Source organism: Streptomyces sp. NBC_00239, assembly GCF_036194065.1.
Classification (GTDB): Bacteria; Actinomycetota; Actinomycetes; order Streptomycetales; family Streptomycetaceae; genus Streptomyces.
In genome coordinates this window covers 3,498,522-3,524,508 of record NZ_CP108095.1, presented here as the reverse complement: position 1 = coordinate 3,524,508, position 25,987 = coordinate 3,498,522, and the positions used below count along the sequence as shown (strand labels likewise).

37 protein-coding genes are annotated in these 25,987 nt (G+C 67.0%); 36 read left to right on the top strand and 1 reads right to left on the bottom strand.

Annotated elements, in window-relative coordinates; genetic code table 11:
- Position 1 precedes the first annotated feature (1 nt).
- From rpsG to truA, 34 genes are all read left to right on the top strand, one after another.
- Positions 2-472 carry a 30S ribosomal protein S7 gene (gene rpsG / locus OG764_RS15400; protein ID WP_109778523.1) on the top strand — a complete coding sequence of 157 codons (471 nt, stop codon included), beginning with the start codon at positions 2-4 and terminating at the stop codon, positions 470-472.
- 39 nt (positions 473-511) lie between these two features.
- Entirely contained in the window at positions 512-2,644 is a 2,133-nt protein-coding gene (gene fusA / locus OG764_RS15395) for an elongation factor G (RefSeq protein WP_328968988.1), read from the top strand.
- Between the two features lie 148 nt (positions 2,645-2,792).
- Positions 2,793-3,986 carry an elongation factor Tu gene (gene tuf / locus OG764_RS15390; RefSeq protein ID WP_190182995.1) on the top strand — a complete coding sequence of 398 codons (1,194 nt, stop codon included), beginning with the start codon at positions 2,793-2,795 and terminating at the stop codon, positions 3,984-3,986.
- A 500-nt stretch (positions 3,987-4,486) separates the two neighbouring features.
- Positions 4,487-4,795: a 30S ribosomal protein S10 gene (gene rpsJ / locus OG764_RS15385; protein ID WP_003948644.1), complete on the top strand. Its 309-nt coding sequence runs from the start codon at positions 4,487-4,489 to the stop codon at positions 4,793-4,795.
- Between the two features lie 14 nt (positions 4,796-4,809).
- A complete protein-coding gene (gene rplC, locus OG764_RS15380; protein ID WP_328968987.1) occupies positions 4,810-5,454 on the top strand; it encodes a 50S ribosomal protein L3 in 645 nt (214 codons plus the stop codon).
- A 5-nt stretch (positions 5,455-5,459) separates the two neighbouring features.
- A complete protein-coding gene (gene rplD / locus OG764_RS15375; protein WP_328968986.1) occupies positions 5,460-6,110 on the top strand; it encodes a 50S ribosomal protein L4 in 651 nt (216 codons plus the stop codon).
- The gene (gene rplW / locus OG764_RS15370) at positions 6,110-6,433 is read left to right on the top strand and encodes a 50S ribosomal protein L23 (RefSeq protein ID WP_037792012.1); all 324 of its coding nucleotides are present in this window, start codon (positions 6,110-6,112) and stop codon (positions 6,431-6,433) included. Before rplD ends, rplW begins: the two co-directional genes overlap by 1 nt.
- Positions 6,434-6,472: 39 nt before the next feature.
- Positions 6,473-7,309: a 50S ribosomal protein L2 gene (rplB, locus tag OG764_RS15365; RefSeq protein ID WP_136213227.1), complete on the top strand. Its 837-nt coding sequence runs from the start codon at positions 6,473-6,475 to the stop codon at positions 7,307-7,309.
- Between the two features lie 12 nt (positions 7,310-7,321).
- Entirely contained in the window at positions 7,322-7,603 is a 282-nt protein-coding gene (gene rpsS, locus OG764_RS15360; RefSeq protein WP_023539342.1) for a 30S ribosomal protein S19, read from the top strand.
- 41 nt (positions 7,604-7,644) lie between these two features.
- Positions 7,645-7,992 (top strand): 50S ribosomal protein L22, encoded by a 348-nt coding sequence (gene rplV / locus OG764_RS15355; protein WP_007265904.1) that lies wholly within the window; start codon positions 7,645-7,647, stop codon positions 7,990-7,992.
- Positions 7,992-8,831: a 30S ribosomal protein S3 gene (gene rpsC / locus OG764_RS15350; protein ID WP_328968985.1), complete on the top strand. Its 840-nt coding sequence runs from the start codon at positions 7,992-7,994 to the stop codon at positions 8,829-8,831. Before rplV ends, rpsC begins: the two co-directional genes overlap by 1 nt.
- A 5-nt stretch (positions 8,832-8,836) precedes the next feature.
- Positions 8,837-9,256 carry a 50S ribosomal protein L16 gene (rplP, locus tag OG764_RS15345; protein ID WP_328968984.1) on the top strand — a complete coding sequence of 140 codons (420 nt, stop codon included), beginning with the start codon at positions 8,837-8,839 and terminating at the stop codon, positions 9,254-9,256.
- Entirely contained in the window at positions 9,256-9,480 is a 225-nt protein-coding gene (rpmC, locus tag OG764_RS15340) for a 50S ribosomal protein L29 (protein WP_054222532.1), read from the top strand. Before rplP ends, rpmC begins: the two co-directional genes overlap by 1 nt.
- Positions 9,480-9,761 (top strand): 30S ribosomal protein S17, encoded by a 282-nt coding sequence (gene rpsQ / locus OG764_RS15335; protein WP_328968983.1) that lies wholly within the window; start codon positions 9,480-9,482, stop codon positions 9,759-9,761. The genes rpmC and rpsQ overlap by 1 nt, the downstream gene beginning before the upstream one ends.
- A 139-nt stretch (positions 9,762-9,900) precedes the next feature.
- A complete protein-coding gene (gene rplN, locus OG764_RS15330) occupies positions 9,901-10,269 on the top strand; it encodes a 50S ribosomal protein L14 (RefSeq protein ID WP_003956455.1) in 369 nt (122 codons plus the stop codon).
- 2 nt (positions 10,270-10,271) lie between these two features.
- Entirely contained in the window at positions 10,272-10,595 is a 324-nt protein-coding gene (gene rplX / locus OG764_RS15325; RefSeq protein ID WP_328968982.1) for a 50S ribosomal protein L24, read from the top strand.
- Positions 10,595-11,146, top strand: a complete 552-nt coding sequence (gene rplE, locus OG764_RS15320) for a 50S ribosomal protein L5 (RefSeq protein ID WP_030298216.1) — start codon at positions 10,595-10,597, stop codon at positions 11,144-11,146. The genes rplX and rplE overlap by 1 nt, the downstream gene beginning before the upstream one ends.
- A 5-nt stretch (positions 11,147-11,151) precedes the next feature.
- Positions 11,152-11,337 carry a type Z 30S ribosomal protein S14 gene (locus OG764_RS15315; protein ID WP_003956452.1) on the top strand — a complete coding sequence of 62 codons (186 nt, stop codon included), beginning with the start codon at positions 11,152-11,154 and terminating at the stop codon, positions 11,335-11,337.
- Between the two features lie 223 nt (positions 11,338-11,560).
- The gene (gene rpsH, locus OG764_RS15310) at positions 11,561-11,959 is read left to right on the top strand and encodes a 30S ribosomal protein S8 (RefSeq protein ID WP_007265911.1); all 399 of its coding nucleotides are present in this window, start codon (positions 11,561-11,563) and stop codon (positions 11,957-11,959) included.
- Positions 11,960-11,979: 20 nt separating this feature from the next.
- A complete protein-coding gene (gene rplF, locus OG764_RS15305) occupies positions 11,980-12,519 on the top strand; it encodes a 50S ribosomal protein L6 (RefSeq protein WP_328968981.1) in 540 nt (179 codons plus the stop codon).
- 2 nt (positions 12,520-12,521) lie between these two features.
- Positions 12,522-12,905, top strand: coding sequence for a 50S ribosomal protein L18 (gene rplR / locus OG764_RS15300; RefSeq protein WP_030026334.1), 384 nt, complete (start codon positions 12,522-12,524; stop codon positions 12,903-12,905).
- A gap of 45 nt (positions 12,906-12,950) precedes the next feature.
- Positions 12,951-13,553, top strand: a complete 603-nt coding sequence (gene rpsE, locus OG764_RS15295) for a 30S ribosomal protein S5 (protein WP_254372698.1) — start codon at positions 12,951-12,953, stop codon at positions 13,551-13,553.
- A complete protein-coding gene (gene rpmD, locus OG764_RS15290) occupies positions 13,553-13,735 on the top strand; it encodes a 50S ribosomal protein L30 (RefSeq protein ID WP_005313525.1) in 183 nt (60 codons plus the stop codon). Before rpsE ends, rpmD begins: the two co-directional genes overlap by 1 nt.
- A gap of 1 nt (position 13,736) precedes the next feature.
- Positions 13,737-14,192: a 50S ribosomal protein L15 gene (gene rplO / locus OG764_RS15285; protein ID WP_328968980.1), complete on the top strand. Its 456-nt coding sequence runs from the start codon at positions 13,737-13,739 to the stop codon at positions 14,190-14,192.
- Positions 14,193-14,533: 341 nt separating this feature from the next.
- Positions 14,534-15,850, top strand: coding sequence for a preprotein translocase subunit SecY (secY, locus tag OG764_RS15280; protein WP_328968979.1), 1,317 nt, complete (start codon positions 14,534-14,536; stop codon positions 15,848-15,850).
- Positions 15,850-16,509 (top strand): adenylate kinase, encoded by a 660-nt coding sequence (locus OG764_RS15275; RefSeq protein ID WP_328968978.1) that lies wholly within the window; start codon positions 15,850-15,852, stop codon positions 16,507-16,509. Before secY ends, OG764_RS15275 begins: the two co-directional genes overlap by 1 nt.
- A 95-nt stretch (positions 16,510-16,604) precedes the next feature.
- Entirely contained in the window at positions 16,605-17,456 is an 852-nt protein-coding gene (gene map, locus OG764_RS15270; RefSeq protein WP_328968977.1) for a type I methionyl aminopeptidase, read from the top strand.
- Between the two features lie 175 nt (positions 17,457-17,631).
- Positions 17,632-17,853, top strand: coding sequence for a translation initiation factor IF-1 (gene infA / locus OG764_RS15265; protein WP_003956442.1), 222 nt, complete (start codon positions 17,632-17,634; stop codon positions 17,851-17,853).
- Positions 17,854-17,914: 61 nt separating this feature from the next.
- The gene (gene rpmJ, locus OG764_RS15260) at positions 17,915-18,028 is read left to right on the top strand and encodes a 50S ribosomal protein L36 (RefSeq protein ID WP_003956441.1); all 114 of its coding nucleotides are present in this window, start codon (positions 17,915-17,917) and stop codon (positions 18,026-18,028) included.
- Between the two features lie 185 nt (positions 18,029-18,213).
- Positions 18,214-18,594: a 30S ribosomal protein S13 gene (gene rpsM, locus OG764_RS15255; RefSeq protein WP_146481856.1), complete on the top strand. Its 381-nt coding sequence runs from the start codon at positions 18,214-18,216 to the stop codon at positions 18,592-18,594.
- A 68-nt stretch (positions 18,595-18,662) separates the two neighbouring features.
- Positions 18,663-19,067, top strand: a complete 405-nt coding sequence (rpsK, locus tag OG764_RS15250; RefSeq protein WP_003956432.1) for a 30S ribosomal protein S11 — start codon at positions 18,663-18,665, stop codon at positions 19,065-19,067.
- Between the two features lie 195 nt (positions 19,068-19,262).
- Entirely contained in the window at positions 19,263-20,285 is a 1,023-nt protein-coding gene (locus OG764_RS15245) for a DNA-directed RNA polymerase subunit alpha (protein ID WP_008739666.1), read from the top strand.
- Positions 20,286-20,449: 164 nt separating this feature from the next.
- Positions 20,450-20,911 carry a 50S ribosomal protein L17 gene (gene rplQ, locus OG764_RS15240; RefSeq protein ID WP_328968976.1) on the top strand — a complete coding sequence of 154 codons (462 nt, stop codon included), beginning with the start codon at positions 20,450-20,452 and terminating at the stop codon, positions 20,909-20,911.
- 103 nt (positions 20,912-21,014) lie between these two features.
- The gene (truA, locus tag OG764_RS15235; RefSeq protein WP_328968975.1) at positions 21,015-21,878 is read left to right on the top strand and encodes a tRNA pseudouridine(38-40) synthase TruA; all 864 of its coding nucleotides are present in this window, start codon (positions 21,015-21,017) and stop codon (positions 21,876-21,878) included.
- Positions 21,879-21,987: 109 nt separating this feature from the next.
- Here truA and OG764_RS15230 read toward each other — a convergent pair whose 3' ends face one another.
- The gene (locus tag OG764_RS15230; RefSeq protein WP_328968974.1) at positions 21,988-22,797 is read right to left on the bottom strand and encodes a hypothetical protein; all 810 of its coding nucleotides are present in this window, start codon (positions 22,795-22,797) and stop codon (positions 21,988-21,990) included.
- A gap of 72 nt (positions 22,798-22,869) precedes the next feature.
- Here OG764_RS15230 and OG764_RS15225 point away from each other — a divergent pair, with 72 nt between their 5' ends.
- Both OG764_RS15225 and OG764_RS15220 read left to right on the top strand, forming a co-directional pair.
- Positions 22,870-24,489 (top strand): ABC-F family ATP-binding cassette domain-containing protein, encoded by a 1,620-nt coding sequence (locus tag OG764_RS15225; protein ID WP_328968973.1) that lies wholly within the window; start codon positions 22,870-22,872, stop codon positions 24,487-24,489.
- A gap of 122 nt (positions 24,490-24,611) precedes the next feature.
- Positions 24,612-25,904, top strand: coding sequence for a glycosyltransferase family 87 protein (locus OG764_RS15220; protein ID WP_328968972.1), 1,293 nt, complete (start codon positions 24,612-24,614; stop codon positions 25,902-25,904).
- Positions 25,905-25,987 lie beyond the last annotated feature (83 nt).

Sequence of the window (25,987 nt, the reverse complement as noted above, 5' to 3'; positions counted from 1 at the left end):
AATGCCTCGTAAGGGCCCCGCCCCGAAGCGCCCGGTCATCATCGACCCGGTCTACGCATCTCCTCTGGTGACGTCGCTCATCAACAAGATCCTCCTGGACGGCAAGCGCTCCACCGCCGAGCGCATCGTCTACGGCGCCATGGAAGGCCTCCGCGAGAAGACCGGCAACGACCCGGTCATCACGCTGAAGCGCGCGCTGGAGAACGTCAAGCCGTCGCTTGAGGTCAAGTCCCGCCGTGTCGGTGGCGCGACCTACCAGGTTCCGGTCGAGGTCAAGCCGGGTCGCCAGTCGACCCTCGCGCTGCGCTGGCTCGTGGGCTACTCCCGCGCCCGCCGCGAGAAGACCATGACCGAGCGCCTCATGAACGAGCTGCTCGACGCCTCCAACGGTCTTGGCGCTGCCGTCAAGAAGCGCGAGGACACGCACAAGATGGCCGAGTCCAACAAGGCCTTCGCGCACTACCGCTGGTAGTCCCACCCCACATCGAGACCGAGAGAAGACCGAAGCCTCATGGCTACCACTTCGCTTGACCTGGCCAAGGTCCGCAACATCGGGATCATGGCCCACATCGACGCGGGCAAGACGACCACCACCGAGCGCATCCTGTTCTACACCGGTGTGTCGTACAAGATCGGTGAGGTCCACGACGGCGCCGCCACGATGGACTGGATGGAGCAGGAGCAGGAGCGTGGTATCACCATCACGTCTGCCGCCACCACCTGCCACTGGCCGCTCGAAGATGTTGACCACACCATCAACATCATCGACACCCCGGGTCACGTCGACTTCACCGTCGAGGTGGAGCGTTCGCTCCGCGTGCTCGACGGCGCCGTCACCGTCTTCGACGGTGTCGCCGGCGTGGAGCCGCAGTCCGAGACTGTCTGGCGTCAGGCGGACCGCTACGGCGTCCCGCGCATCTGCTTCGTCAACAAGCTCGACCGCACCGGTGCCGAGTTCCACCGCTGTGTCGACATGATCAAGGACCGCCTCGGTGCGGTTCCGATCGTCATGCAGCTCCCCATCGGCGCCGAGATGGACTTCCAGGGCGTTGTCGACCTGGTCACCATGAAGGCGTTCGTCTGGTCCGCCGAGGCGACCAAGGGCGAGATGTACGACATCGTCGACATCCCGGCCACGCACACCGAGGCTGCGGCCGAGTGGCGCGGCAAGCTGGTCGAGACCGTCGCCGAGAACGACGACGAGATCATGGAGCTCTTCCTGAACGGCGAAGAGCCGTCCGTGGAGCAGCTGCACGCCGCCGTCCGCCGGATCATCCTGAACTCCGGCAAGGGCAAGGGCGAGCCCACGATCACCGCGGTGTTCTGTGGCACGGCGTTCAAGAACAAGGGCGTCCAGCCCCTGCTCGACGCCGTCGTCCGCTACCTCCCCTCGCCCCTGGACATCGAGGCCATCGAAGGCCACGACGTCAAGGACGCCGAGGTCGTCGTGAAGCGCAAGCCTTCCGACGAGGAGCCCCTCGCGGCGCTGGCGTTCAAGATCATGAGCGACCCGCACCTCGGCAAGCTCACCTTCGTCCGGGTTTACTCGGGCCGCCTGGAGGCCGGCACTGCGGTGCTGAACTCCGTCAAGGGCAAGAAGGAGCGCATCGGCAAGATCTACCGCATGCACGCCAACAAGCGTGAAGAGATCGATGCGGTGGGCGCCGGCGACATCGTCGCCGTCATGGGCCTGAAGCAGACCACCACCGGTGAGACGCTGTGCGACGACAAGAGCCCGGTCATCCTGGAGTCCATGGACTTCCCGGCCCCGGTCATCCAGGTCGCCATCGAGCCCAAGTCCAAGGGTGACCAGGAGAAGCTGGGTGTCGCCATCCAGCGTCTCGCGGAGGAGGACCCCTCCTTCCACGTTCACTCGGACGAGGAGACGGGCCAGACCATCCTCGGCGGTATGGGCGAGCTGCACCTCGAGGTGCTGGTCGACCGTATGAAGCGCGAGTTCAAGGTCGAGGCCAACGTCGGCAAGCCGCAGGTCGCGTACCGCGAGACGATCCGCAAGGCCGTCGAGCGTCACGACTACACGCACAAGAAGCAGACCGGTGGTACCGGTCAGTTCGCCAAGGTGCAGATCGCGATCGAGCCCATCACCGAGACCGACGGTCCGGCGTACGAGTTCGTGAACAAGGTCACCGGTGGCCGCATCCCGAGGGAGTACATCCCCTCGGTCGACGCGGGTGCGCAGGAGGCCATGCAGTTCGGCATCCTGGCGGGCTACGAGATGACCGGCGTCCGCGTCATTCTTCTCGACGGTGGCTACCACGAGGTCGACTCCTCCGAGCTCGCCTTCAAGATCGCCGGTTCGCAGGCCTTCAAGGAGGCCGCGCGCAAGGCTTCTCCCGTGCTCCTTGAGCCGATGATGGCCGTCGAGGTCACCACGCCCGAGGACTACATGGGTGACGTCATCGGCGACATCAACTCCCGCCGTGGCCAGATCCAGGCCATGGAGGAGCGTCACGGCGCTCGCGTCGTGAAGGGCCTCGTGCCCCTTTCGGAGATGTTCGGCTACGTCGGCGACCTCCGCAGCAAGACCTCGGGTCGCGCCAGCTACTCGATGCAGTTCGACTCCTACGCCGAGGTTCCCCGGAACGTCGCCGAGGAGATCATCGCGAAGGCCAAGGGCGAGTAACTCTCCCGAGTACACGCTTTAGGCTTGTCACCGGAGCCCCGGGGCAGAAGGAGCACCGCTCCAGAATCCCCGGGGGGCCGGCATCCCAGCAAAGATCACCTGGCGCCGATGAGTAAGGCGTACAGAACCACTCTCCAGGAGGACCCCCGTGGCGAAGGCGAAGTTCGAGCGGACTAAGCCGCACGTCAACATCGGCACCATCGGTCACATTGACCACGGTAAGACGACCCTCACGGCCGCCATTACCAAGGTGCTGCACGACGCGTACCCGGACCTGAACGAGGCCTCGGCCTTCGACCAGATCGACAAGGCTCCCGAGGAGCGCCAGCGCGGTATCACCATCTCCATCGCGCACGTCGAGTACCAGACCGAGGCGCGTCACTACGCCCACGTCGACTGCCCGGGTCACGCGGACTACATCAAGAACATGATCACCGGTGCCGCGCAGATGGACGGTGCCATCCTCGTGGTCGCCGCCACCGACGGCCCGATGCCGCAGACCAAGGAGCACGTGCTCCTGGCCCGCCAGGTCGGCGTTCCCTACATCGTCGTCGCGCTGAACAAGGCCGACATGGTGGACGACGAGGAGATCCTGGAGCTCGTCGAGCTCGAGGTTCGCGAGCTGCTCTCCGAGTACGACTTCCCGGGTGACGACCTTCCGGTCGTCCAGGTGTCGGCGCTCAAGGCCCTCGAGGGTGACAAGGAGTGGGGCGAGAAGCTCCTCGGCCTCATGAAGGCCGTGGACGAGTCGATCCCGACCCCTCCGCGTGACACCGACAAGCCCTTCCTGATGCCGGTCGAGGACGTCTTCACGATCACCGGTCGCGGTACGGTCGTCACCGGCCGCATCGAGCGTGGTGTCCTGAAGGTCAACGAGACCGTCGACATCATCGGTATCAAGGAAGAGAAGACCACCACCACGGTCACCGGTATCGAGATGTTCCGCAAGCTGCTCGACGAGGGCCAGGCCGGCGAGAACGTCGGTCTGCTCCTCCGTGGCATCAAGCGCGAGGACGTCGAGCGCGGCCAGGTCATCATCAAGCCCGGTTCGGTCACGCCGCACACCGAGTTCGAGGCCGCCGCGTACATCCTGTCGAAGGACGAGGGTGGCCGTCACACCCCGTTCTTCAACAACTACCGCCCGCAGTTCTACTTCCGTACCACGGACGTGACGGGCGTTGTGACCCTGCCCGAGGGCACCGAGATGGTCATGCCCGGTGACAACACCGACATGACGGTCAACCTCATCCAGCCTGTCGCGATGGAAGAGGGCCTGAAGTTCGCCATCCGTGAGGGTGGCCGGACCGTCGGCGCCGGCCAGGTCACCAAGATCACGAAGTAATTCGTGCTCTGACCTGGTAGCTCTTCGGAGCAGCCATGCAGGAAGGAAGGGCCTCGTCCCACCGCGAGAGCGGCGGGGCGAGGCCCTTCTGGATGTGAGATGGGGTACCCTCCCCGCTTGCGATTGGCGCGCCCAGCGTCCTGTATGGCAAACTGTTCAAGTTGCTCGGTTGAGTACCGATGCTGCGCGCCTCCCGCCGGGAGGACCGGAAGCGAGTCCCACAGTACTCGTCGCCTTTATCTGCCTCTCGGGGCAGCAATGGGGCGGACGTACGGGAATCTTTCGGGAAGCGTCAGCGGGGTGCCTGCCAGGCACTCGGTGGGTGTTCCTCCCCCGAAGCGCGGTCAAGGACCGCACCCCCTTGAAGAGGGAATTTCCGTATGGGAATTTTCTGAAAGGGAGTGCGACACACCCGACCGCGTGGGTCGGAGAGAAGCGGCCAAACAGGCAGTCCGCCGAGTACCAGAGCGTTCCACAGAGACAAAGGACTACTAGTAGCCATGGCGGGACAGAAGATCCGCATCCGGCTCAAGGCCTACGACCACGAGGTCATCGACTCCTCGGCGAAGAAGATCGTCGAGACGGTGACCCGCACTGGTGCGTCGGTCGCGGGCCCGGTGCCGCTGCCCACTGAGAAGAACGTGTACTGCGTCATCAAGTCGCCGCACAAGTACAAGGACTCTCGCGAGCACTTCGAGATGCGCACGCACAAGCGCCTGATCGACATCCTCGACCCGACGCCCAAGACCGTTGACTCGCTGATGCGCCTGGACCTTCCGGCCGGCGTTGACATCGAGATCAAGCTCTGAGAGGCGCGGAGAAGATGGCAAAGCTGATCAAGGGCGTCCTGGGCGAGAAGCTCGGCATGACCCAGGTCTGGGACGAGAACAACCGGGTCGTCCCGGTGACCGTCGTCAAGGCCGGGCCCTGTGTCGTGACCCAGGTCCGCTCCAACGACATCGACGGCTACGAGTCGGTCCAGATCGCCTTCGGCGAGATTGACCCGCGCAAGGTGAACAAGCCCCTCAAGGGTCACTTCGCCAAGGCCGACGTCACCCCGCGCCGCCACCTGGTGGAGCTCCGCACCTCCGACGCCAGCGAGTACACGCTCGGCCAGGAGATCACTGCCGAGGTGTTCGAGTCCGGCGTCAAGGTTGACGTCACGGGCACGAGCAAGGGCAAGGGCTTCGCCGGTGTCATGAAGCGCCACAACTTCCGTGGTGGCAAGGCTTCCCACGGTGCCCACCGCGTGCACCGCAAGCCGGGTTCGATCGGTGGCTGCGCCACCCCGGGCCGCGTCTTCAAGGGTATGAAGATGGCCGGCCGCATGGGTAGCGACCGTGTCACCACCCAGAACCTGACCGTTCACGCCGTTGACGCGGAGAAGGGCCTGCTCCTCATCAAGGGCGCGGTTCCTGGTCCGAACGGCGGCCTCGTCCTGGTCCGCACTGCGGCCAAGGGGGCCTGAGGACTATGAGCACCATTGACATTCTGTCGCCCGCAGGCGACAAGACCGGGACCGTCGAGCTCCCGGCCGAGATCTTCGACGCCAAGGTCAGCATCCCGCTGATCCACCAGGTCGTCGTCGCGCAGCTGGCCGCTGCCCGTCAGGGCACGCACAAGGTCAAGACGCGTGGCGAGGTCCGCGGTGGTGGTAAGAAGCCGTACCGCCAGAAGGGCACCGGCCGCGCGCGCCAGGGTTCCACCCGTGCGCCGCAGTTCGCCGGCGGTGGCGTCGTCCACGGCCCGCAGCCGCGTGACTACTCGCAGCGGACGCCCAAGAAGATGAAGGTCGCCGCTCTGCGTGGCGCCCTCACCGACCGGGCCCGTCACTCCCGCATCCACGTCGTCTCCGGCGTGGTCGAGGGTGCCGCCTCCACGAAGGCCGCCAAGACGCTGTTCGGCAAGATCTCGGAGCGCAAGAACCTGCTCCTGGTCGTCGACCGCGCCGACGAGGCCGCGTGGCTGTCCGCCCGCAACCTGCCCCAGGTTCACATCCTGGAGCCGGGCCAGCTGAACACGTACGACGTGATCGTCTCTGATGACGTGGTCTTCACTCAGGCCGCTTTCGAGTCCTTCGTGTCTGGCCCCCAGACCGCTGAGACCGAAGGGAGCGACGCCTGATGTCCGAGGCGACCGTTACCAGCAAGACCTTCACTGACCCGCGCGACCTGCTGATCAAGCCGGTTGTCTCGGAGAAGAGCTACGCGCTGCTCGACGAGAACAAGTACACGTTCATCGTCGCGCCCGGCGCCAACAAGACCCAGATCAAGCAGGCCGTCGAAGCGGTCTTCTCGGTCAAGGTCACCGGGGTCAACACGATCAACCGTCAGGGTAAGCGCAAGCGCACCAAGACCGGTTTCGGCAAGCGCGCGAACACCAAGCGCGCCATCGTGACCCTCGCTGAGGGCGACCGAATCGACATCTTCGGCGGCCAGGCCTCCTAACGGAGGTCTAGTCGTCCGGAATCGGACGAGGACTGAGAAATGGGTATCCGCAAGTACAAGCCGACGACCCCGGGCCGTCGTGGCTCCAGCGTCGCCGACTTTGTCGAGATCACGCGGTCCACGCCGGAGAAGTCGCTGGTTCGCCCGCTGCACAGCAAGGGCGGCCGTAACAACACCGGTCGGATCACCGTTCGCCACCAGGGTGGCGGACACAAGCGCGCCTACCGCGTGATCGACTTCCGTCGTCACGACAAGGACGGCGTGCCGGCGAAGGTCGCGCACATCGAGTACGACCCCAACCGCACCGCGCGCATCGCGCTGCTGCACTACGCCGACGGCGAGAAGCGCTACATCATCGCGCCGCGCGGTCTGCAGCAGGGTGACCGGATTGAGAACGGCCCGACGGCCGACATCAAGCCCGGCAACAACCTGGCGCTTCGCAACATCCCGGTTGGTACGACGATCCACGCGATCGAGCTGCGTCCCGGTGGCGGTGCGAAGTTCGCCCGCTCCGCCGGTGCGTCCGTGCAGCTGCTGGCGAAGGAGGGCACGATGGCCCACCTTCGTATGCCGTCCGGTGAGATCCGTCTCGTCGACGCGCGCTGCCGCGCCACCGTCGGCGAGGTCGGCAACGCCGAGCAGTCGAACATCAACTGGGGCAAGGCCGGCCGCATGCGCTGGAAGGGCGTTCGCCCCTCCGTCCGCGGTGTCGCGATGAACCCGGTCGACCACCCGCACGGTGGTGGTGAGGGTAAGACCTCCGGTGGTCGTCACCCGGTCTCCCCGTGGGGTCAGAAGGAGGGTCGTACTCGCTCGCCGAAGAAGGCTTCGAGCAAGTACATCGTCCGCCGCCGCAAGACGAACAAGAAGCGCTAGGAGCGGGTTTAGATGCCGCGCAGTCTCAAGAAGGGACCCTTCGTCGACGGACACCTCATCAAGAAGGTGGACGTACAGAACGAAGCTGGTACCAAGAACGTCATCAAGACCTGGTCCCGTCGCTCGATGATCATCCCGGCCATGCTGGGTCACACCATCGCGGTGCACAACGGCAAGATCCACGTCCCGGTGTTCGTCACCGAGTCGATGGTCGGCCACAAGCTCGGCGAGTTCTCGCCGACTCGCACCTTCCGCGGCCACGTCAAGGACGACCGGAAGTCGAAGCGCCGCTAAAGCGGGGTGGAACGACTATGACTTACACCGAAGGGACAACCATGGAAGCCAGGGCCCAGGCGCGGTACATCCGCGTCACGCCCATGAAGGCCCGCCGAGTGGTGGACCTTATCCGTGGCATGGATGCCACGGAGGCTCAGGCGGTCCTGCGTTTCGCCCCGCAGGCCGCGAGCGTGCCGGTCGGCAAGGTGCTGGACAGCGCCATTGCCAACGCCGCACACAACTACAACCACCCGGACGCCTCCACGCTGGTCATCAGCGAGGCGTACGTGGACGAGGGCCCGACCCTGAAGCGGTTCCGTCCGCGTGCGCAGGGCCGTGCCTACCGGATCCGCAAGCGGACCAGCCACATCACCGTGGTCGTCAGCAGCAAGGAAGGTTCCCGGTAATGGGCCAGAAGGTAAACCCGCACGGGTTCCGGCTCGGCATCACCACCGACTTCAAGTCGCGTTGGTACGCCGACAAGCTGTACAAGGACTACGTCAAGGAAGACGTCGCCATCCGTCGGATGATGACGTCCGGCATGGAGCGCGCCGGCATCTCGAAGGTTGAGATCGAGCGCACCCGTGACCGCGTGCGTGTGGACATCCACACCGCTCGTCCGGGCATCGTCATCGGCCGCCGTGGCGCCGAGGCCGACCGCATCCGCGGTGACCTCGAGAAGCTCACGGGCAAGCAGGTCCAGCTGAACATCCTCGAGGTCAAGAACCCCGAGCTCGACGCTCAGCTGGTTGCTCAGGCCGTTGCCGAGCAGCTCTCCTCCCGCGTCTCCTTCCGTCGCGCCATGCGTAAGAGCATGCAGGGCACGATGAAGGCCGGCGCCAAGGGCATCAAGATCCAGTGTGGTGGCCGTCTCGGCGGCGCCGAGATGTCCCGCTCCGAGTTCTACCGCGAGGGTCGTGTGCCGCTGCACACGCTGCGCGCGAACGTGGAGTACGGCTTCTTCGAGGCCAAGACCACCTTCGGCCGCATCGGCGTGAAGGTTTGGATCTACAAGGGCGACGTCAAGAACATCGCCGAGGTTCGCGCCGAGAACGCTGCGGCCCGTGCGGGTAACCGCCCGGCCCGTGGTGGCGCGGGCGACCGTCCGGCCGGTGGCCGTGGCGGACGTGGTGGCGAGCGTGGCGGCCGTGGCGGCCGCAAGCCGCAGCAGGTTGCCGGCGCCGAGGCCCCCAAGGCCGAGGCTCCCGCTGCCGCTCCGGCTGAGAGCACCGGAACGGAGGCCTGACCGACATGCTGATCCCTCGTAGGGTCAAGCACCGCAAGCAGCACCACCCCAAGCGCCGCGGTATGGCCAAGGGCGGTACTGAGGTCTCGTTCGGTGAGTACGGCATCCAGGCGGTCACCCCCGCCTACGTGACGAACCGCCAGATCGAGGCGGCTCGTATCGCGATGACCCGTCACATCAAGCGTGGCGGCAAGGTCTGGATCAACATCTACCCGGACCGTCCCCTGACGAAGAAGCCGGCCGAGACCCGCATGGGTTCCGGTAAGGGTTCTCCCGAGTGGTGGATCGCGAACGTGCACCCGGGCCGGGTCATGTTCGAGCTGTCCTACCCGAACGAGAAGATTGCTCGTGAGGCGCTCACCCGCGCTGCTCACAAGCTTCCGATGAAGTGCCGGATTGTTCGGCGCGAGGCAGGTGAGTCGTGATGGCGACGGGAACCAAGGCGTCCGAGCTGCGTGAGCTCGGCAACGAGGAGCTCGTTGGCAAGCTGCGCGAGGCCAAGGAGGAGCTGTTCAAGCTCCGCTTCCAGGCGGCCACGGGTCAGCTGGAGAACAACGGCCGGCTCAAGTCCGTCCGTAAGGACATCGCTCGCATCTACACCCTGATGCACGAGCGTGAGCTCGGTATCGAGACGGTGGAGAACGCCTGATGAGCGAGAACAACGTGACTGAGAAGACCGCGCGCGGCTTCCGCAAGACCCGTGAGGGTCTGGTCGTCAGCGACAAGATGGACAAGACCGTCGTCGTCGCCGTCGAGGACCGCGTCAAGCACGCCCTGTACGGCAAGGTCATCCGCCGTACGAACAAGCTCAAGGCGCACGACGAGCAGAACGCTGCCGGCGTCGGCGACCGCGTCCTCATCATGGAGACGCGTCCGCTGTCGGCGAGCAAGCGCTGGCGCATCGTCGAGATCCTCGAGAAGGCCAAGTAAAGGAAGTTCGCGCAAGCGAACTCCAACGACACAAGCCTGAGGGGTTTCCCTTGGGTTCGTTCCGCCAGGCTCGGTGGGGGCTCTCGCTCTTCGGGAGTGAGGCCCCCGCCGGGAACCGGCAGACAAACAGGAGATAGACGTGATCCAGCAGGAGTCGCGACTGCGTGTCGCCGACAACACTGGTGCCAAGGAGATCCTTTGCATCCGTGTTCTCGGTGGCTCGGGTCGCCGCTACGCGGGCATCGGTGACGTCATCGTTGCCACCGTCAAGGACGCGATCCCCGGCGGCAACGTGAAGAAGGGTGACGTCGTCAAGGCGGTCATCGTTCGCACCGTCAAGGAGCGCCGCCGCCAGGACGGCTCGTACATCCGCTTCGACGAGAACGCCGCTGTCATTCTCAAGAACGACGGCGACCCTCGTGGCACCCGTATCTTCGGCCCGGTCGGCCGTGAGCTGCGCGAGAAGAAGTTCATGAAGATCATCTCGCTCGCGCCGGAGGTGCTGTAAGCATGAAGATCAAGAAGGGCGACCTGGTTCAGGTCATCACCGGTAAGGACAAGGGCAAGCAGGGCAAGGTCATCATGGCCATCCCTACTGAGAACCGCGTCCTCGTCGAGGGTGTCAACCGGGTCAAGAAGCACACCAAGGCCGGTCAGACTGCCGGTGGCTCGCAGGCCGGTGGCATCGTGATCACCGAGGCTCCGGTCCACGTGAGCAACGTGCAGCTGGTCGTGGAGAAGGACGGCAAGAAGGTCGTCACCCGCGTCGGCTACCGCTTCGACGACGAGGGCAACAAGATCCGCGTTGCCAAGCGGACGGGTGAGGACATCTGATGGCTACCACTCCGCGTCTCAAGACGAAGTACCGCGAGGACATCGCGGGCAAGCTGCGTGAGGAGTTCTCCTACGAGAACGTCATGCAGATCCCCGGCCTCGTCAAGATCGTGGTCAACATGGGTGTGGGCGACGCCGCCCGCGACTCCAAGCTGATCGACGGCGCCATCCGCGACCTGACGACGATCACCGGTCAGAAGCCGGCCGTCACGAAGGCCCGCAAGTCCATCGCGCAGTTCAAGCTGCGTGAGGGTCAGCCGATCGGCTGCCACGTCACCCTCCGTGGTGACCGCATGTGGGAGTTCCTGGACCGTACGCTGTCGCTCGCGCTGCCGCGTATCCGTGACTTCCGTGGTCTGTCGCCGAAGCAGTTCGACGGCCGTGGCAACTACACCTTCGGTCTCACGGAGCAGGTCATGTTCCACGAGATCGACCAGGACAAGATCGACCGTACCCGGGGTATGGACATCACCGTGGTCACCACGGCGACCAACGACGACGAGGGCCGCGCCCTCCTTCGTCACCTCGGCTTCCCCTTCAAGGAGGCGTAAGCGAGATGGCGAAGAAGGCTCTCATCGCGAAGGCTGCCCGCAAGCCCAAGTTCGGTGTGCGTGCGTACACCCGCTGCCAGCGCTGCGGTCGCCCCCACTCCGTGTACCGCAAGTTCGGCCTGTGCCGCGTCTGCCTTCGTGAGATGGCTCACCGTGGCGAGCTGCCGGGCGTGACCAAGAGCTCCTGGTAAATCCCCCTGGTCCGCAAGGACTTGGGAAGTACCAGGCACTCTCGGTAAGCATCTGGACGGCGGATGCCCGGCCCCGCATGCCTTAGGCTTGTGTGGTTGGGCGCCCGCCGCCCATAACGACTTACTACGCCGTAGGTCCCCGCACCGCACCCGTCCCGCCACTGAGCGGGGAGAGGGATGGCGCATACAGGAAACCCCGGCGAGAGAGGCCGAAGGCCACTTCATGACCATGACTGACCCGATCGCAGACATGCTGACCCGTCTGCGTAACGCTAACTCGGCGTACCACGACACCGTGGTGATGCCGCACAGCAAGATCAAGTCGCACATCGCGGAGATCCTCAAGCAGGAGGGTTTCATCACCGGCTGGAAGGTCGAGGACGCCGAGGTCGGCAAGAACCTCGTCCTCGAGCTGAAGTTCGGGCCGAACCGTGAGCGCTCCATCGCGGGCATCAAGCGGATCTCGAAGCCCGGTCTGCGCGTGTACGCGAAGTCCACCAACCTGCCGAAGGTCCTGGGCGGCCTGGGCGTGGCGATCATCTCCACGTCCCACGGTCTCCTGACCGGCCAGCAGGCAGGCAAGAAGGGCGTAGGTGGGGAAGTCCTCGCCTACGTCTGGTAGTCGGGAACGGAGGAAAAGCAATGTCGCGAATCGGCAAGCTCCCCATCCAGGTTCCCGCCGGTGTGGACGTCACCATCGATGGCCGCACGGTCACCGTCAAGGGCTCCAAGGGTTCCCTGACGCACACCGTTGCCACCCCCATCGAGATCGTTAAGGGCGAGGACGGCGTTCTTAACGTCACCCGCCCGAACGACGAGCGTCAGAACAAGGCCCTGCACGGCCTGTCCCGCACGCTGGTGGCGAACATGATCACCGGTGTGACCACGGGGTACGTCAAGGCTCTCGAGATCAGCGGTGTCGGTTACCGCGTGGCCGCGAAGGGCTCCAACCTGGAGTTCCAGCTCGGCTACAGCCACCCGATCCTGGTGGAGGCGCCCGAGGGCATCTCCTTCAAGGTCGAGTCGCCGACCAAGTTCACGGTCGAGGGCATCGACAAGCAGAAGGTCGGCGAGGTCGCCGCCAACATCCGCAAGCTGCGGAAGCCCGACCCGTACAAGGCCAAGGGTGTCAAGTACGCCGGCGAAGTCATCCGCCGCAAGGTCGGAAAGGCTGGTAAGTAGCCATGGCATACGGTGTGAAGATCGCCAAGGGCGACGCGTACAAGCGCGCGGCCAAGGCTCGCCGCCACATCCGCATCCGCAAGAACGTCTCGGGTACGGCGGAGCGTCCGCGCCTCGTCGTGACGCGTTCCAACCGCAACATCGTTGCTCAGGTCATCGACGACCTCCAGGGTCACACCCTGGCGTCCGCGTCGACCCTGGACGCTTCGATCCGCGGTGGCGAAGGCGACAAGAGCGCCCAGGCCCAGGCTGTCGGCGCGCTCGTCGCCGAGCGTGCCAAGGCTGCGGGTGTCGAGACCGTCGTGTTCGACCGCGGTGGCAACCGATACGCCGGGCGCATTGCCGCTCTGGCTGACGCCGCCCGCGAAGCCGGGCTGAAGTTCTAAGCCCCGGTTCCGGGACTCACGGACGTAACAGAGAGAGGTAATCCAATGGCTGGACCCCAGCGCCGCGGAAGCGGTGCCGGTGGCGGCGAGCGGCGGGACCGGAAGGGTCGCGACGGTGGCCCTGCCGCCGAGAAGACCGCTTACGTTGAGCGCGTTGTCGCGATCAACCGCGTCGCCAAGGTTGTCAAGGGTGGTCGCCGCTTCAGCTTCACCGCGCTGGTCGTGGTGGGCGACGGTGACGGCACTGTAGGTGTCGGTTACGGCAAGGCCAAGGAAGTTCCCGCGGCCATCGCCAAGGGTGTCGAGGAAGCCAAGAAGAACTTCTTCAAGGTTCCGCGCATCCAGGGCACCATCCCGCACCCGATCCAGGGCGAGAAGGCGGCCGGCGTTGTCCTGCTGAAGCCTGCTTCCCCCGGTACCGGTGTTATCGCCGGTGGCCCGGTGCGCGCCGTTCTGGAGTGCGCCGGCGTTCACGACATCCTGTCGAAGTCCCTGGGCTCCGACAACGCGATCAACATCGTGCACGCGACCGTGGCGGCCCTCAAGGGCCTGCAGCGTCCCGAGGAGATCGCGGCTCGCCGTGGTCTGCCCCTCGAGGACGTCGCCCCCGCGGCTCTGCTTCGTGCACGTGCTGGGGCGGGTGCGTAATGGCTCGCCTCAAGATCACGCAGACGAAGTCGTACATCGGCAGCAAGCAGAACCACCGCGACACGCTGCGTTCGCTCGGGCTCAAGCGCCTGAACGACGTCGTCGTCAAGGAGGACCGCCCCGAGTTCCGCGGAATGGTGCACACCGTCCGCCACCTCGTGACGGTTGAGGAGGTTGACTAACATGGCTGAGAGCAGCCCGCTGAAGGCCCACAACCTCCGTCCCGCCCCCGGCGCCAAGACCGCGAAGACCCGTGTGGGTCGTGGTGAGGCGTCGAAGGGTAAGACGGCCGGTCGTGGTACGAAGGGCCAGAAGGCCCGTTACCAGATCCCGGAGCGCTTCGAGGGTGGGCAGATGCCCCTCCACATGCGTCTCCCGAAGCTCAAGGGCTTCAAGAACCCGTTCCGCACGGAGTACCAGGTCGTGAACCTGGCCAAGCTGGCCGAGCTCTACCCCGAGGGTGGAGAGGTCACCGTGGCCGGTCTCGTCGAGCGCGGTGCCGTGCGCAAGAACAGCCTCGTCAAGGTCCTGGGCCAGGGCGAGATCTCCGTGGCGCTGCAGGTTTCGGTTGACGCCGTCTCCGGCTCCGCCAAGGAAAAGATTGCCGCCGCCGGCGGCACCGTCACCGAGCTCGTCTGAATTTCGGACGCTCTCGGCTGACAGCCGGCAGTAAGAAGCCTGGCCGGTACCCCTTTCGGGGGGTGCCGGCCAGGCTTCTGTCGTTTCCGGAATGGCGCGTCCCGCACGCCTTTCCGCTGTGATTCCCGTCAGGTCGTATCCGTCGAAAGCCGTACGGTCCGGGGCAAGCTCCCCGCAGGTCCAGATCGGATGTTTCACGCTGAGGTACCTGCCGGGTAAGGTGGCGTTGCTAATCTCCGGAGCAGTCTGCACCCTCGACCAGGGGCGGCTGCCTCGTCTGTAACCGCCGACTTACCAAACCGTCACCTCACGCGCGTAACGCGGGGGTCGCAGGAGGCACCGTGCTCACCGCGTTCGCCCGGGCGTTCAAGACGCCCGACCTGCGCAAGAAGCTGCTCTTCACGCTCGGCATCATCGTGCTGTACCGGCTCGGGTCACAGATCCCGATCCCCGGCATCAGCTACAAGAACGTCCAGGCCTGCCTCAACCAGCCGGGTCAGGGCGGTCAGGGCCTCATGGGCCTGATGCAGATGTTCAGCGGTGGCGCCTTGCTTCAGATCACCATCTTCGCGCTCGGCATCATGCCGTACATCACGGCGAGCATCATCCTGCAGCTGCTGACCGTGGTCATTCCCCGGCTGGAGAACCTCAAGAAGGAGGGGCAGGCCGGTACCGCGAAGATCACGCAGTACACGCGTTATCTGACGGTCGCCCTTGCCGTTCTTCAGGGCACCGGCCTGGTGGCGACCGCCAAGAGCGGCGCGCTCTTCCAGGGCTGCCCCGTCGCCGGTCAGATCGTTCCGGACCAGTCGATCTTCACCATCATCGTCATGGTCCTCACCATGACCGCCGGCACCTGTGTCGTCATGTGGCTCGGTGAGCTCATCACCGACCGCGGCATCGGCAACGGCATGTCGATCCTGATGTTCATCTCGATCGCCGCCGGCTTCGTCGGCTCCCTGTGGACCATCAAGCTCCAGGGCAAGATCGCGGACGGCTGGGTCGAGTTCGGCGTCGTCATCCTGGTCGGCCTCGCGATGGTGGCCCTGGTGGTCTTCGTCGAGCAGGCCCAGCGCCGGATCCCGGTCCAGTACGCGAAGCGCATGATCGGCCGCCGCGCCTACGGGGGTACGTCGACGTACATCCCGCTCAAGGTGAACCAGGCCGGTGTCATCCCGGTCATCTTCGCCTCGTCGCTGCTGTACATCCCGGCGCTGATCGTCCAGTTCAGCGGGTCCACCTCCGGCTGGGCCGTCTGGATCCAGAAGCACATGGTGAAGGGCGACCACCCCTACTACATCGCCCTGTACTTCCTCCTGATCGTGTTCTTCGCCTTCTTCTACGTGGCGATCTCGTTCAACCCGGAGGAAGTCGCGGACAACATGAAGAAGTATGGTGGGTTCATCCCGGGCATCCGGGCTGGTCGACCCACTGCCGAGTACCTGAGCTACGTGCTCAACCGGATCACCTGGCCGGGGTCGCTGTACCTGGGTCTCATCGCTCTTGTGCCGACGATGGCGTTGGCCGGCTTCGGCGCGAACCAGAACTTCCCGTTCGGCGGGACGAGCATCCTGATCATCGTGGGTGTGGGTCTGGAAACCGTGAAGCAGATCGAGAGCCAGCTCCAGCAGCGCAATTACGAAGGGTTCCTCCGCTGATGCGAATCGTCCTCGTCGGGCCTCCCGGGGCGGGCAAGGGAACGCAGGCCGCGTTCCTCGCCAAGAACCTGTCGATCCCGCACATCTCCACGGGCGACCTCTTCCGGGCCAACATCAGCAAGGGCACCGACCTCGGGGTCAAGGCGAAGGCGTACATGGACGCCGGCGACCTGGTCCCCGACGAAGTCACCATCGGCATGGCCCAGGACCGCATGGAGCAGCAGGACGCCGAGGGCGGGTTCCTGCTCGACGGCTTCCCGCGCAACGTCTCGCAGGCCGAGGCGCTCGACGCGATGCTGAAGAACGCGGGCATGAAGCTCGACGCCGTCCTCGACCTGGAGGTCGAGGAGGACGAGGTCGTCAAGCGGATCGCCGGCCGCCGGATCTGCCGCAACGACTCGGCGCACGTCTTCCACGTCTCGTACGCCCCGCCGAAGACCGAGGGTGTCTGCGACATCTGCGGTGGCGAGCTGTACCAGCGCGGTGACGACACCGAGGACACCGTGCGCAACCGGCTGGACGTCTACCACACCCAGACCGAGCCGATCATCGACTACTACAAGACCCAGGGTCTCGTCGTGACGATCTCGGCGCTGGGCGAGGTCCACGACGTCACGCAGCGCGCCATGGACGCGCTGAAGAAGCCCGCACAGGGCTGAGACGGCAGCAGTACCACTTCCAGTACGGCCGCGGTGTCCTCCGGACCCCGCGGCCGTACTGTTGAGCAGAGACGTTTCGCACGAGAGGCACAGGCATGGTCCAGATCAAGACCCCGGAGCAGATCGCGAAGATGCGCGAGGCGGGGCTGGTCGTCGCCGCCATCCACGCGGCGACCCGCGAGGCGGCCGTGCCGGGCGCCACGACGCGGGATCTGGACATGGTGGCCCGCAAGGTCATCGCCGACCACGGTGCCAAGTCGAACTTCCTCGGGTACGGCGGCTTCCCCGCGACCATCTGCACGTCCGTGAACGAGGTCGTGGTCCACGGCATCCCGGACGACAAGACCGTCCTCAAGGACGGCGACATCATCTCCATCGACGCCGGCGCGATCGTGGACGGCTGGCACGGGGACGCGGCGTACACGGCCTTCGTGGGCACCGGGCACGCGCCGGAGCTGGTCGAGCTGTCCCGGGTGACCGAGGAGTCGATGTGGGCCGGCATCGCGGCCATGAAGCTCGGCAACCGCCTGGTCGACATCTCCAAGGCGATCGAGACGTACATCAAGCGGCAGCCGCGGCCCGCCGCCGGTGACCACAGCCTCGGCAAGTTCGGGATCATCGAGGACTACGGCGGCCACGGCATCGGCACCGAGATGCACATGGACCCGCACCTCCTGAACTACGTCTCGCGCAAGCGCGGCAAGGGCGTGAAGCTGGTCCCGGGCATCTGCCTGGCCATTGAGCCGATGGTGAGCCTGGGCACCCCCCAGACCGAGGTGCTGGCGGACGACTGGACGGTCATCACCACGGACGGCACCTGGTCCTCGCACTGGGAGCACTCCATCGCCCTCACCGAGGCCGGCCCCATCGTCCTGACCTCCCCGGACTGCGGCAAGGCGAAGCTGGCGGAGTACGGCGTCACGACGGCGCCCGACCCGCTGGGCTGAGCCGGGCCCGGCTCAGTACCGATTTGCCTGGTTAATGATCTACGGTGTAGGGCAAACTTCCCGGATTCGTCTTTCTGGGTGCCCTGACGTAGACTGACTCGTCGGCTCCTTTGCATCCGCATGTCTTCATGCGAAGCGGGGAGTCGATCAAGGTAGCCGATTCGAAAGGCGAAGCGTGGCCAAGAAGCAAGGTGCCATCGAGATCGAGGGCACCGTGATCGAGTCTCTCCCGAACGCAATGTTCAAGGTGGAGCTCCAGAACGGTCACAAGGTCCTCGCGCACATCAGCGGAAAGATGCGGATGCACTACATCCGTATCCTCCCGGATGACCGGGTCGTCGTGGAGCTGTCTCCGTACGACCTGACGCGTGGCCGGATCGTCTACCGATACAAGTAGATCTTGCCCCGCACCCCGCTTCTGCGTGGGTGGTGGCACTGACCCGGAGAACCTCACCAACATGAAGGTCAAGCCGAGCGTCAAGAAGATCTGCGACAAGTGCAAGGTGATCCGCCGTCACGGCCGGGTCATGGTCATCTGCGACAACCTGCGCCACAAGCAGCGCCAGGGCTGACGCACGCCGACCGACCTGCTCTTTCGCAGTTCTTCGCGCGACGTAAGTACGTAAACATGCAGAGCCCGCCCAGCCCCCACGGGGCCGGCGGCACCTCCGGCGGGGGCCGGGGACCCGAGCTGTACCTCATACGGCGGATCGGGAGTGGCTTTGCTGAAGACCCCCGAACACACAGGAGCCATTGAATGGCACGCGTTTCCGGTGTTGACATCCCGCGCGAAAAGCGTGTGGAGATCGCACTCACCTACGTCTTCGGTATCGGGCGCACCCGGTCCAAGGAGATCCTCGCCTCCACCGGCGTGAACCCGAACACCCGCGTTCGTGACCTGGCCGAAGAGGACCTGGTCAAGATCCGCGAGTACGTGGACGCCAACCTCCGCACCGAGGGTGACCTCCGCCGCGAGATCCAGGCCGACATCCGCCGCAAGGTCGAGATCGGCTGCTACCAGGGTCTGCGTCACCGCCGTGGCCTGCCGGTCCACGGTCAGCGCACCAGCACGAACGCCCGTACCCGCAAGGGCCCGCGTCGCGCGATCGCCGGCAAGAAGAAGCCGGGCAAGAAGTAGTCCTCAGCGGACACGCTTTCCAGCGGTCTTGCGCTGTAGGACCGACCACCTCCCTGTAGGAGTAAGAGATGCCCCCCAAGGGTCGTCAGGGCGCTGCCAAGAAGGTGCGCCGCAAGGAAAAGAAGAACGTCGCTCACGGGCACGCTCACATCAAGAGCACGTTCAACAACACCATCGTTTCGATCACCGACCCCTCGGGCAACGTGATCTCCTGGGCCTCTGCCGGCCACGTCGGCTTCAAGGGCTCGCGCAAGTCCACCCCCTTCGCCGCGCAGATGGCCGCCGAGTCGGCCGCCCGCCGCGCGCAGGAGCACGGCATGCGCAAGGTTGACGTCTTCGTCAAGGGTCCGGGCTCCGGCCGCGAGACCGCGATCCGCTCCCTCCAGGCCACCGGCCTCGAGGTCGGCTCGATCCAGGACGTCACCCCCACCCCGCACAACGGCTGCCGCCCGCCGAAGCGCCGCCGCGTCTGATCCGGGGCGGCGCCCTTCCCCGCAGTGGCGGGGATGATCCGCGCCGCCGCGTCTGACGCAGTGGACGCACCTGTGCGTCTTTGAGTGTCCGGGCGGTACGAACCCCTCACGGGGGACGTACCGCCCGTACCCTTGTAGTTCGCAGTACCCCGTCGGGCGTCAAATAGTGGGCGTCCACGACTGAAGGAAAAAGACATGCTTATCGCTCAGCGTCCTTCGCTGACCGAAGAGGTCGTCGACGAGTACCGCTCGCGGTTCGTGATCGAGCCGCTGGAGCCGGGCTTCGGCTACACCCTCGGCAACTCGCTCCGCCGTACGCTCCTGTCCTCGATCCCGGGTGCCGCCGTCACGAGCATCCGCGTGGACGGCGTCCTGCACGAGTTCACCACCGTGCCGGGTGTCAAGGAAGACGTCACCGACATCATCCTCAACATCAAGCAGCTGGTCGTCTCCTCGGAGCACGACGAGCCGGTCGTGATGTACCTGCGCAAGCAGGGTCCCGGCCTGGTCACCGCTGCCGACATCGCGCCCCCGGCCGGTGTCGAGGTGCACAACCCGGACCTGGTCCTCGCCACGCTCAACGGCAAGGGCAAGCTGGAGATGGAGCTGACCGTCGAGCGCGGTCGCGGCTACGTCTCCGCCGTCCAGAACAAGCAGCTGGGCCAGGAGATCGGTCGCATCCCGATCGACTCCATCTACAGCCCGGTCCTCAAGGTCACCTACAAGGTCGAGGCGACCCGAGTCGAGCAGCGCACCGACTTCGACAAGCTGATCGTCGACGTCGAGACCAAGCAGGCCATGCGCCCGCGCGACGCCATGGCGTCCGCCGGCAAGACCCTGGTCGAGCTGTTCGGTCTGGCCCGCGAGCTCAACATCGACGCCGAAGGCATCGACATGGGCCCGTCCCCGACCGACGCCGCCCTGGCCGCCGACCTGGCGCTGCCGATCGAGGAGCTCGAGCTCACCGTTCGGTCGTACAACTGCCTCAAGCGCGAGGGCATCCACTCCGTGGGTGAGCTTGTCGCCCGCTCCGAGGCCGACCTGCTCGACATCCGCAACTTCGGTGCGAAGTCGATCGACGAGGTCAAGGCGAAGCTGGCCGGCATGGGCCTGGCCCTCAAGGACAGCCCGCCCGGGTTCGACCCGACCGCCGCCGCCGACGCCTTCGGCGCCGACGACGACGCGGACGCCGGTTTCGTGGAGACCGAGCAGTACTGATCGTCGGCCGCGGCCGGCGTCCGAGGTCTTCGGCCTCGGACGCCGGCCCGGCCGGATTTTGACTTACGGAGGGTGAAAGCCCTCCGTACACCCTGCCCGCAAGAGCGGGCGGGGACTGACACCGGTACCTCGCACGGCCGGTGCAGCACACAAGGAGAATCACCATGCCGCGTCCCGCCAAGGGTGCCCGTCTGGGCGGCAGCGCCGCGCACGAGAAGCTGCTCCTCGCGAACCTCGCGAAGTCGCTCTTCGAGCACGGCCGCATCACCACGACCGAGGCCAAGGCCCGCCGCCTGCGTCCGGTCGCCGAGCGTCTGATCACCAAGGCGAAGAAGGGCGACATCCACAACCGTCGCCAGGTGCTGCAGACGATCACGGACAAGAGCATCGTCCACACGCTCTTCACCGAGATCGCGCCGCGCTACGAGAACCGCCCCGGTGGTTACACCCGCATCACCAAGGTCGGCAACCGTCGTGGCGACAACGCCCCGATGGCCGTCATCGAGCTGGTCGAGGCGCTGACCGTCGCGCAGCAGGCCACCGGTGAGGCCGAGGCCGCCACCAAGCGTGCCGTGAAGGAGGCCGAGGCGAAGTCCGAGGCCACCGAGGAGACCACGGAGGCCTGATCTTCGGATCGCCTTCCTGGACGGCTCTGAACGGGCCCGCCCCCTTCCCGGGGCGGGCCCGTTCTGCGTTCGTTTGAAAGACACAGCTGAGAGGATCTGTCACGTGAGTGACGAGGTGGAGCCCGGGTTCGTCCGGGTGCGGCTGGACCTGTCGTACGACGGCAAGGACTTCTCCGGCTGGGCGAAGCAGCGCGTGCTGCGGACGGTCCAGGGCGAGCTGGAGTCGGCGTTGCAGACCGTGATGCGGCTGTCCGAGCCGGTCGAGCTGACCGTGGCCGGACGTACCGACGCGGGGGTGCACGCCCGCGGGCAGGTCGCGCAGTTCGACCTGGCCGAGGAGGTGTGGGCCGAGCACCACGACAAGCTGCTGCGCCGCCTCGCGGGCCGGCTGCCGCACGACGTACGGGTCTGGAAGGCCGCCGAGGCCCCCGCGGGCTTCAACGCGCGCTTCTCGGCGATCTGGCGCCGCTACGCCTACCGCGTCGGCGACCACCAGGGCGGGGTCGACCCGCTGCGCCGCGGGCACGTGCTGTGGCACCAGTGGCCGCTGGACGTCGACGCCATGAACGAGGCCTCGCGGGCCCTGCTCGGCGAGCACGACTTCGCGGCGTACTGCAAGAAGCGCGAGGGCGCCACGACCATCCGCACGCTCCAGCAGCTGAGCTGGGAGCGGGCGGAGGACGGGATCATCACGGCGACCGTCCGCGCCGACGCCTTCTGCCACAACATGGTCCGCTCGCTGGTCGGCGCGCTGCTGCACGTCGGCGACGGGCACCGGCCGACCGACTGGCCGGGCAAGGTGCTGGCGGCGGCCGTACGGGACTCCTCCGTGCACGTGGTCAAGCCGCACGGGCTGACCCTCGAAGAGGTCGGCTACCCGGCCGACGAGCTGCTGGCCGCGCGCAGCAAGGAGGCCCGCAACATGCGGACCCTGCCGGGCGGGGCCACCGGGGCCGGCTGCTGCTGACCGCAGAGCCGTACGCGGCCGGGCGCAGGAGCCCGTACGCGTGCCGGCCGGAAATGCCGGTGCACGGGCCGGGCGGGACCCTCCAGGGGTCGCCCGGCCCGCGGGGCGGTCAGCGGCCGGCGGAGGCGTCCGCGAGCGCCCGACCGCGTTTGACGATGCGCTGGAAGGTGTACTCGGCGAGGTCGTTGCCCGCCGTGTACACCGCCTTGTCCTTCTTGGTGACGTCCTTGCCGGACTGGAATCCGGACAGGGTCACGTACAGGAAGCGGCCGTAGGCGTTCGTGGTGCGGCGGCAGACCTTGGCCTTCACGCAGGCCTTCTTGCCCTTGGAGGGCTGAAGGGCGGTCATCGCGCCCGGCAGTTCCTCCTTGGCCCTGGCGGCCTGCTCGGTGGTCTCGAAGGCCGCGACGCCGACCGTGGTGGCGATGCCGTCGCGCTGGAAGGTGCCGCGGACGAGCTTGCGGCAGCCGTGCCGGGCCAGGACCTCGGCCACCGCGTCCGGCGCGGCCTTGGCGCAGTCGGTCTTGGTGTCCCCGGCGGTCTGGACGTACTTCCGGTCGCTGACCTCGGCCGTCTTCCCGGGGAAGAAATCGCCGGAGTTGAACGGCAGGCCGTCGCGCTTGGCGTCCGCGAGGTAGTCCAGCGGGTGCGGTGTGGCGGTCGGCGCCGCGGAGAACGGCGGCGCGGAGCTGCCGGCCGGCCCGGCCCGCCGGTCTTCCTTGTGGTTCGTGTCACCTCCGCCGCCACCGCCGAGCACGAGCGCACCGGCCACGACCCCCGCCACGGTGAGCGCGGCGACCGACCCGGCGGCGGTCCACAGCAGCTTCCTGCGGCGGTTCTCGGCGGCCGTGGCCTCGGCCAGCGCGGCCCAGTCGGGCGTCTGCGGACGCGGTGGAACAGATCCCTCCCCAAAGCTCATGCGGCGCATCCTAGGCGGTGCCCGGGGAAACCGGCTTGGGTGTCCGCGGGGACGGCCGTCACAATGCGTGGCATGGGACATCTTGAAGCCAGCCACCTGGAGTACTACCTGCCCGACGGGCGGGTTCTGCTTCCCGACGTCTCGATCCGCGTGGGGGAGGGCTCGGTGGCCGCCCTGGTCGGGGCGAACGGCGCCGGCAAGACGACCCTGCTGAAGCTGGTCTCCGGCGAGCTCCAGCCGCACGGCGGCGGGGTCACCGTGAGCGGCGGGCTCGGGGTGATGTCGCAGTTCGTGGGCTCGGTGCGGGACGAGACGACCGTGCGGGACCTGCTGGTCTCGGTGGCCCAGCCGCGCATCCGGGAGGCCGCGAAGGCGGTGGACCGGGCCGAGCACCTGATCATGACGGTCGACGACGAGGCCGCGCAGATGGCGTACGCGCAGGCGCTCAGCGACTGGGCCGACGTCCAGGGCTACGAGGCGGAGACCCTGTGGGACGTCTGCACGATGGCCGCGCTCGGGATGCCGTACGACAAGGCGCAGTTCCGCGAGGTGCGCACGCTCTCCGGCGGTGAGCAGAAGCGGCTGGTGCTGGAGGCGCTGCTGCGCGGTCCGGACGAGGTGCTGCTGCTCGACGAGCCGGACAACTACCTCGACGTCCCGGGCAAGCGGTGGCTGGAGGAGCAGCTCAAGGCCACCCGCAAGACCGTGCTGTTCGTCTCCCACGACCGTGAGCTGCTCACCCAGGCCGCCCAGAAGATCATCAGCCTTGAGGCGAGCCCGATGGGCACGGACGTGTGGGTGCACGGCGCGGGCTTCGGCACGTACCACGAGGCCCGCAAGGAGCGCTTCGCCCGCTTCGAGGAGCTCAAGCGGCGCTGGGACGAGGAGCACGCCCGGCTGAAGGCCCTGGTGCTGCGGCTGCGCAACCAGGCGGCGAGCAGCCCCGACATGGCCTCCCGGTACCGGGCGATGCAGACCCGGTTCCAGAAGTTCGAGGAGGCCGGCCCGCCGCCGGAGCCGCCCCGCGAGCAGGACATCCGGATGCGGCTCAAGGGCGGGCGCACCGGCGTGCGCGCGCTCACCGTGGAGAACCTGGAGCTCACGGGGCTGATGAAGCCCTTCTCGCTGGAGGTCTTCTACGGGGAGCGGGTCGCGGTGCTGGGCTCCAACGGCTCCGGCAAGTCGCACTTCCTGCGGCTGCTGGCCGGCGAGGACGTCAAGCACACCGGTGCCTGGAAGCTGGGCGCCCGCGTGGTCCCCGGCCACTTCGCGCAGACCCACGCCCACCCCGAGCTGTTCGGGCGCACCCTCGTCGACATCCTGTGGACGGAGGCCGCCAAGCCGCTCGGCGCCGCGATGTCGGTGCTGCGCCGGTACGAGCTGGAGCGGCAGGGCGACCAGCCGTTCGAGAAGCTGTCGGGCGGGCAGCAGGCCCGGTTCCAGATCCTGCTGCTGGAGCTGTCGGGCACCACGGCGCTGCTGCTGGACGAGCCGACCGACAACCTCGACCTGGAGTCGGCGGAGGCCCTCCAGGACGGCCTGGAGTCGTACGACGGCACGGTGCTGTGCGTGACCCACGACCGCTGGTTCGCGCGCTCGTTCGACCGCTACCTGGTCTTCGGTTCCGACGGCGTCGTACGCGAGACCACCGAGCCCGTCTGGGACGAGCGGCGGGTCGAGCGGAAGCGCTAGCGTGAGCGCGCGGCCCTGACGCGGGGCCGGCGGACGTGGTCCGGCGCACCCGGGGGACCGGCTCCCCGGGGGCGCGCGTCGAGGGGAAAACGGCTGTGGGTCCGAGAGCTGTGATCCGGTGCGTGGACGGGGCGGAGCAGGGCGCCGGCGCGTCGCTGCGGGAGTGGCTGCTGCGCCCCGCCCCGCGGGTCTGGTGCTGGCTCTCGGCCGCCACGCTGCTCGCGGTGGCGGTCTCCGCCGCCATCCGGTCGCCGGCCGGCGGCCTGGACAACGCCTTCGTGGTGAAGGCCGCCGACGCGCTGCTGGCCGGGCACTCGCCGTACGCCGACAAGCGCTTCCTGTACCTGCCGAGCGCGGTCCTGATGGCGGTCCCGGAGGCCCTGCTCCCGGAGCCGCTGCTGCGCTGGGCGGCGCCGCTGGGCACCACCGGCCTGGTGCTCGCCGGCTGGTGGTGCGCCCTGCGGATCTTCGCGGTGCCGAGCCGCTCCCGACTGGCGGTCCTGGGCTTCCTGGGCCTCGCGCTGCTGTTCCGGCCGTACGGAAACCTCGTCCTGCTCTCCAACTGGACCTGCGTCTCCGCGGCGGCCCTGCCCGCCGCGCTGCTGCTCGCGCAGCGCGGGCGCTGGCCGGCGGCGGGGCTGGTGGTCGGAGTGGCCGTCGCCTGCAAGCCGATGCTCGTACCGCTCGCCCTGCTGTTCGTGTTCGCCCGGCAGTGGCGGGCGCTGGCCGCCATGGGGCTGGTGCCCGCCGTCACCTCGCTGCTCGGCGCGCTGCTGATGCCGAGCCCGCTGCTCTTCGTCACCAAGACCGTGCCCTTCCTGCTGAAGGGCCAGGACTCCTTCGCGCTGCCCTGGGACGCCTCCCCGGTGGCGATCGGGCCGCGGCTGGGGCTTCCGCAGCCGGTGGCGCTCGCGCTGGCCGCCGCGGGCGCGCTGGCCGGGCTGTGGTGCGCCCGGAGGCGCTGGCACCGAGACGGCCCCGGCCCCGGTTCCGATTCCGGCTACCGCCCCGTCTCCGGTCTCGATGTGGACGAGGGGCAGCGGCTGGCGGAGACCGCGTCGATGGTGATGCTCGCCGCATTCCTGGTCTCGCGGCCCTCCTTCGACCACTACCTGCTGGTCGTGCTGCCCCTGCTGCTGGCCTCGGGTCTGCGGCCGGATTCGGCGCCGCGGTCCCCGTGGTTCTGGGTCTCGCTGGTGCCGCAGGCCCTCGCGATCCCCTTCGTGTCCGGCGGCCACACCCGCGCTTTCAAGGACTGCTTCACCCTCTGTGCGCTGGCGGGGACGCTCATGTGGAGGTGTGCGCGTCCCGGGCGGGTTATTCTGGGACCCGTAACAACTGCGGGGTCCCCACCCAGGACCGAACCGGAGTGCGCCGCGACGCCAGCAGAACCGGCATCGCGGACCGCGTTTTGACCCGTGCGGGTCTGCTTGGGTATCCTGCTGGTTTGTTATGCGTATTGGCTTTCTCATTCTCACGTGAAAGGGCCTTGCGCCGG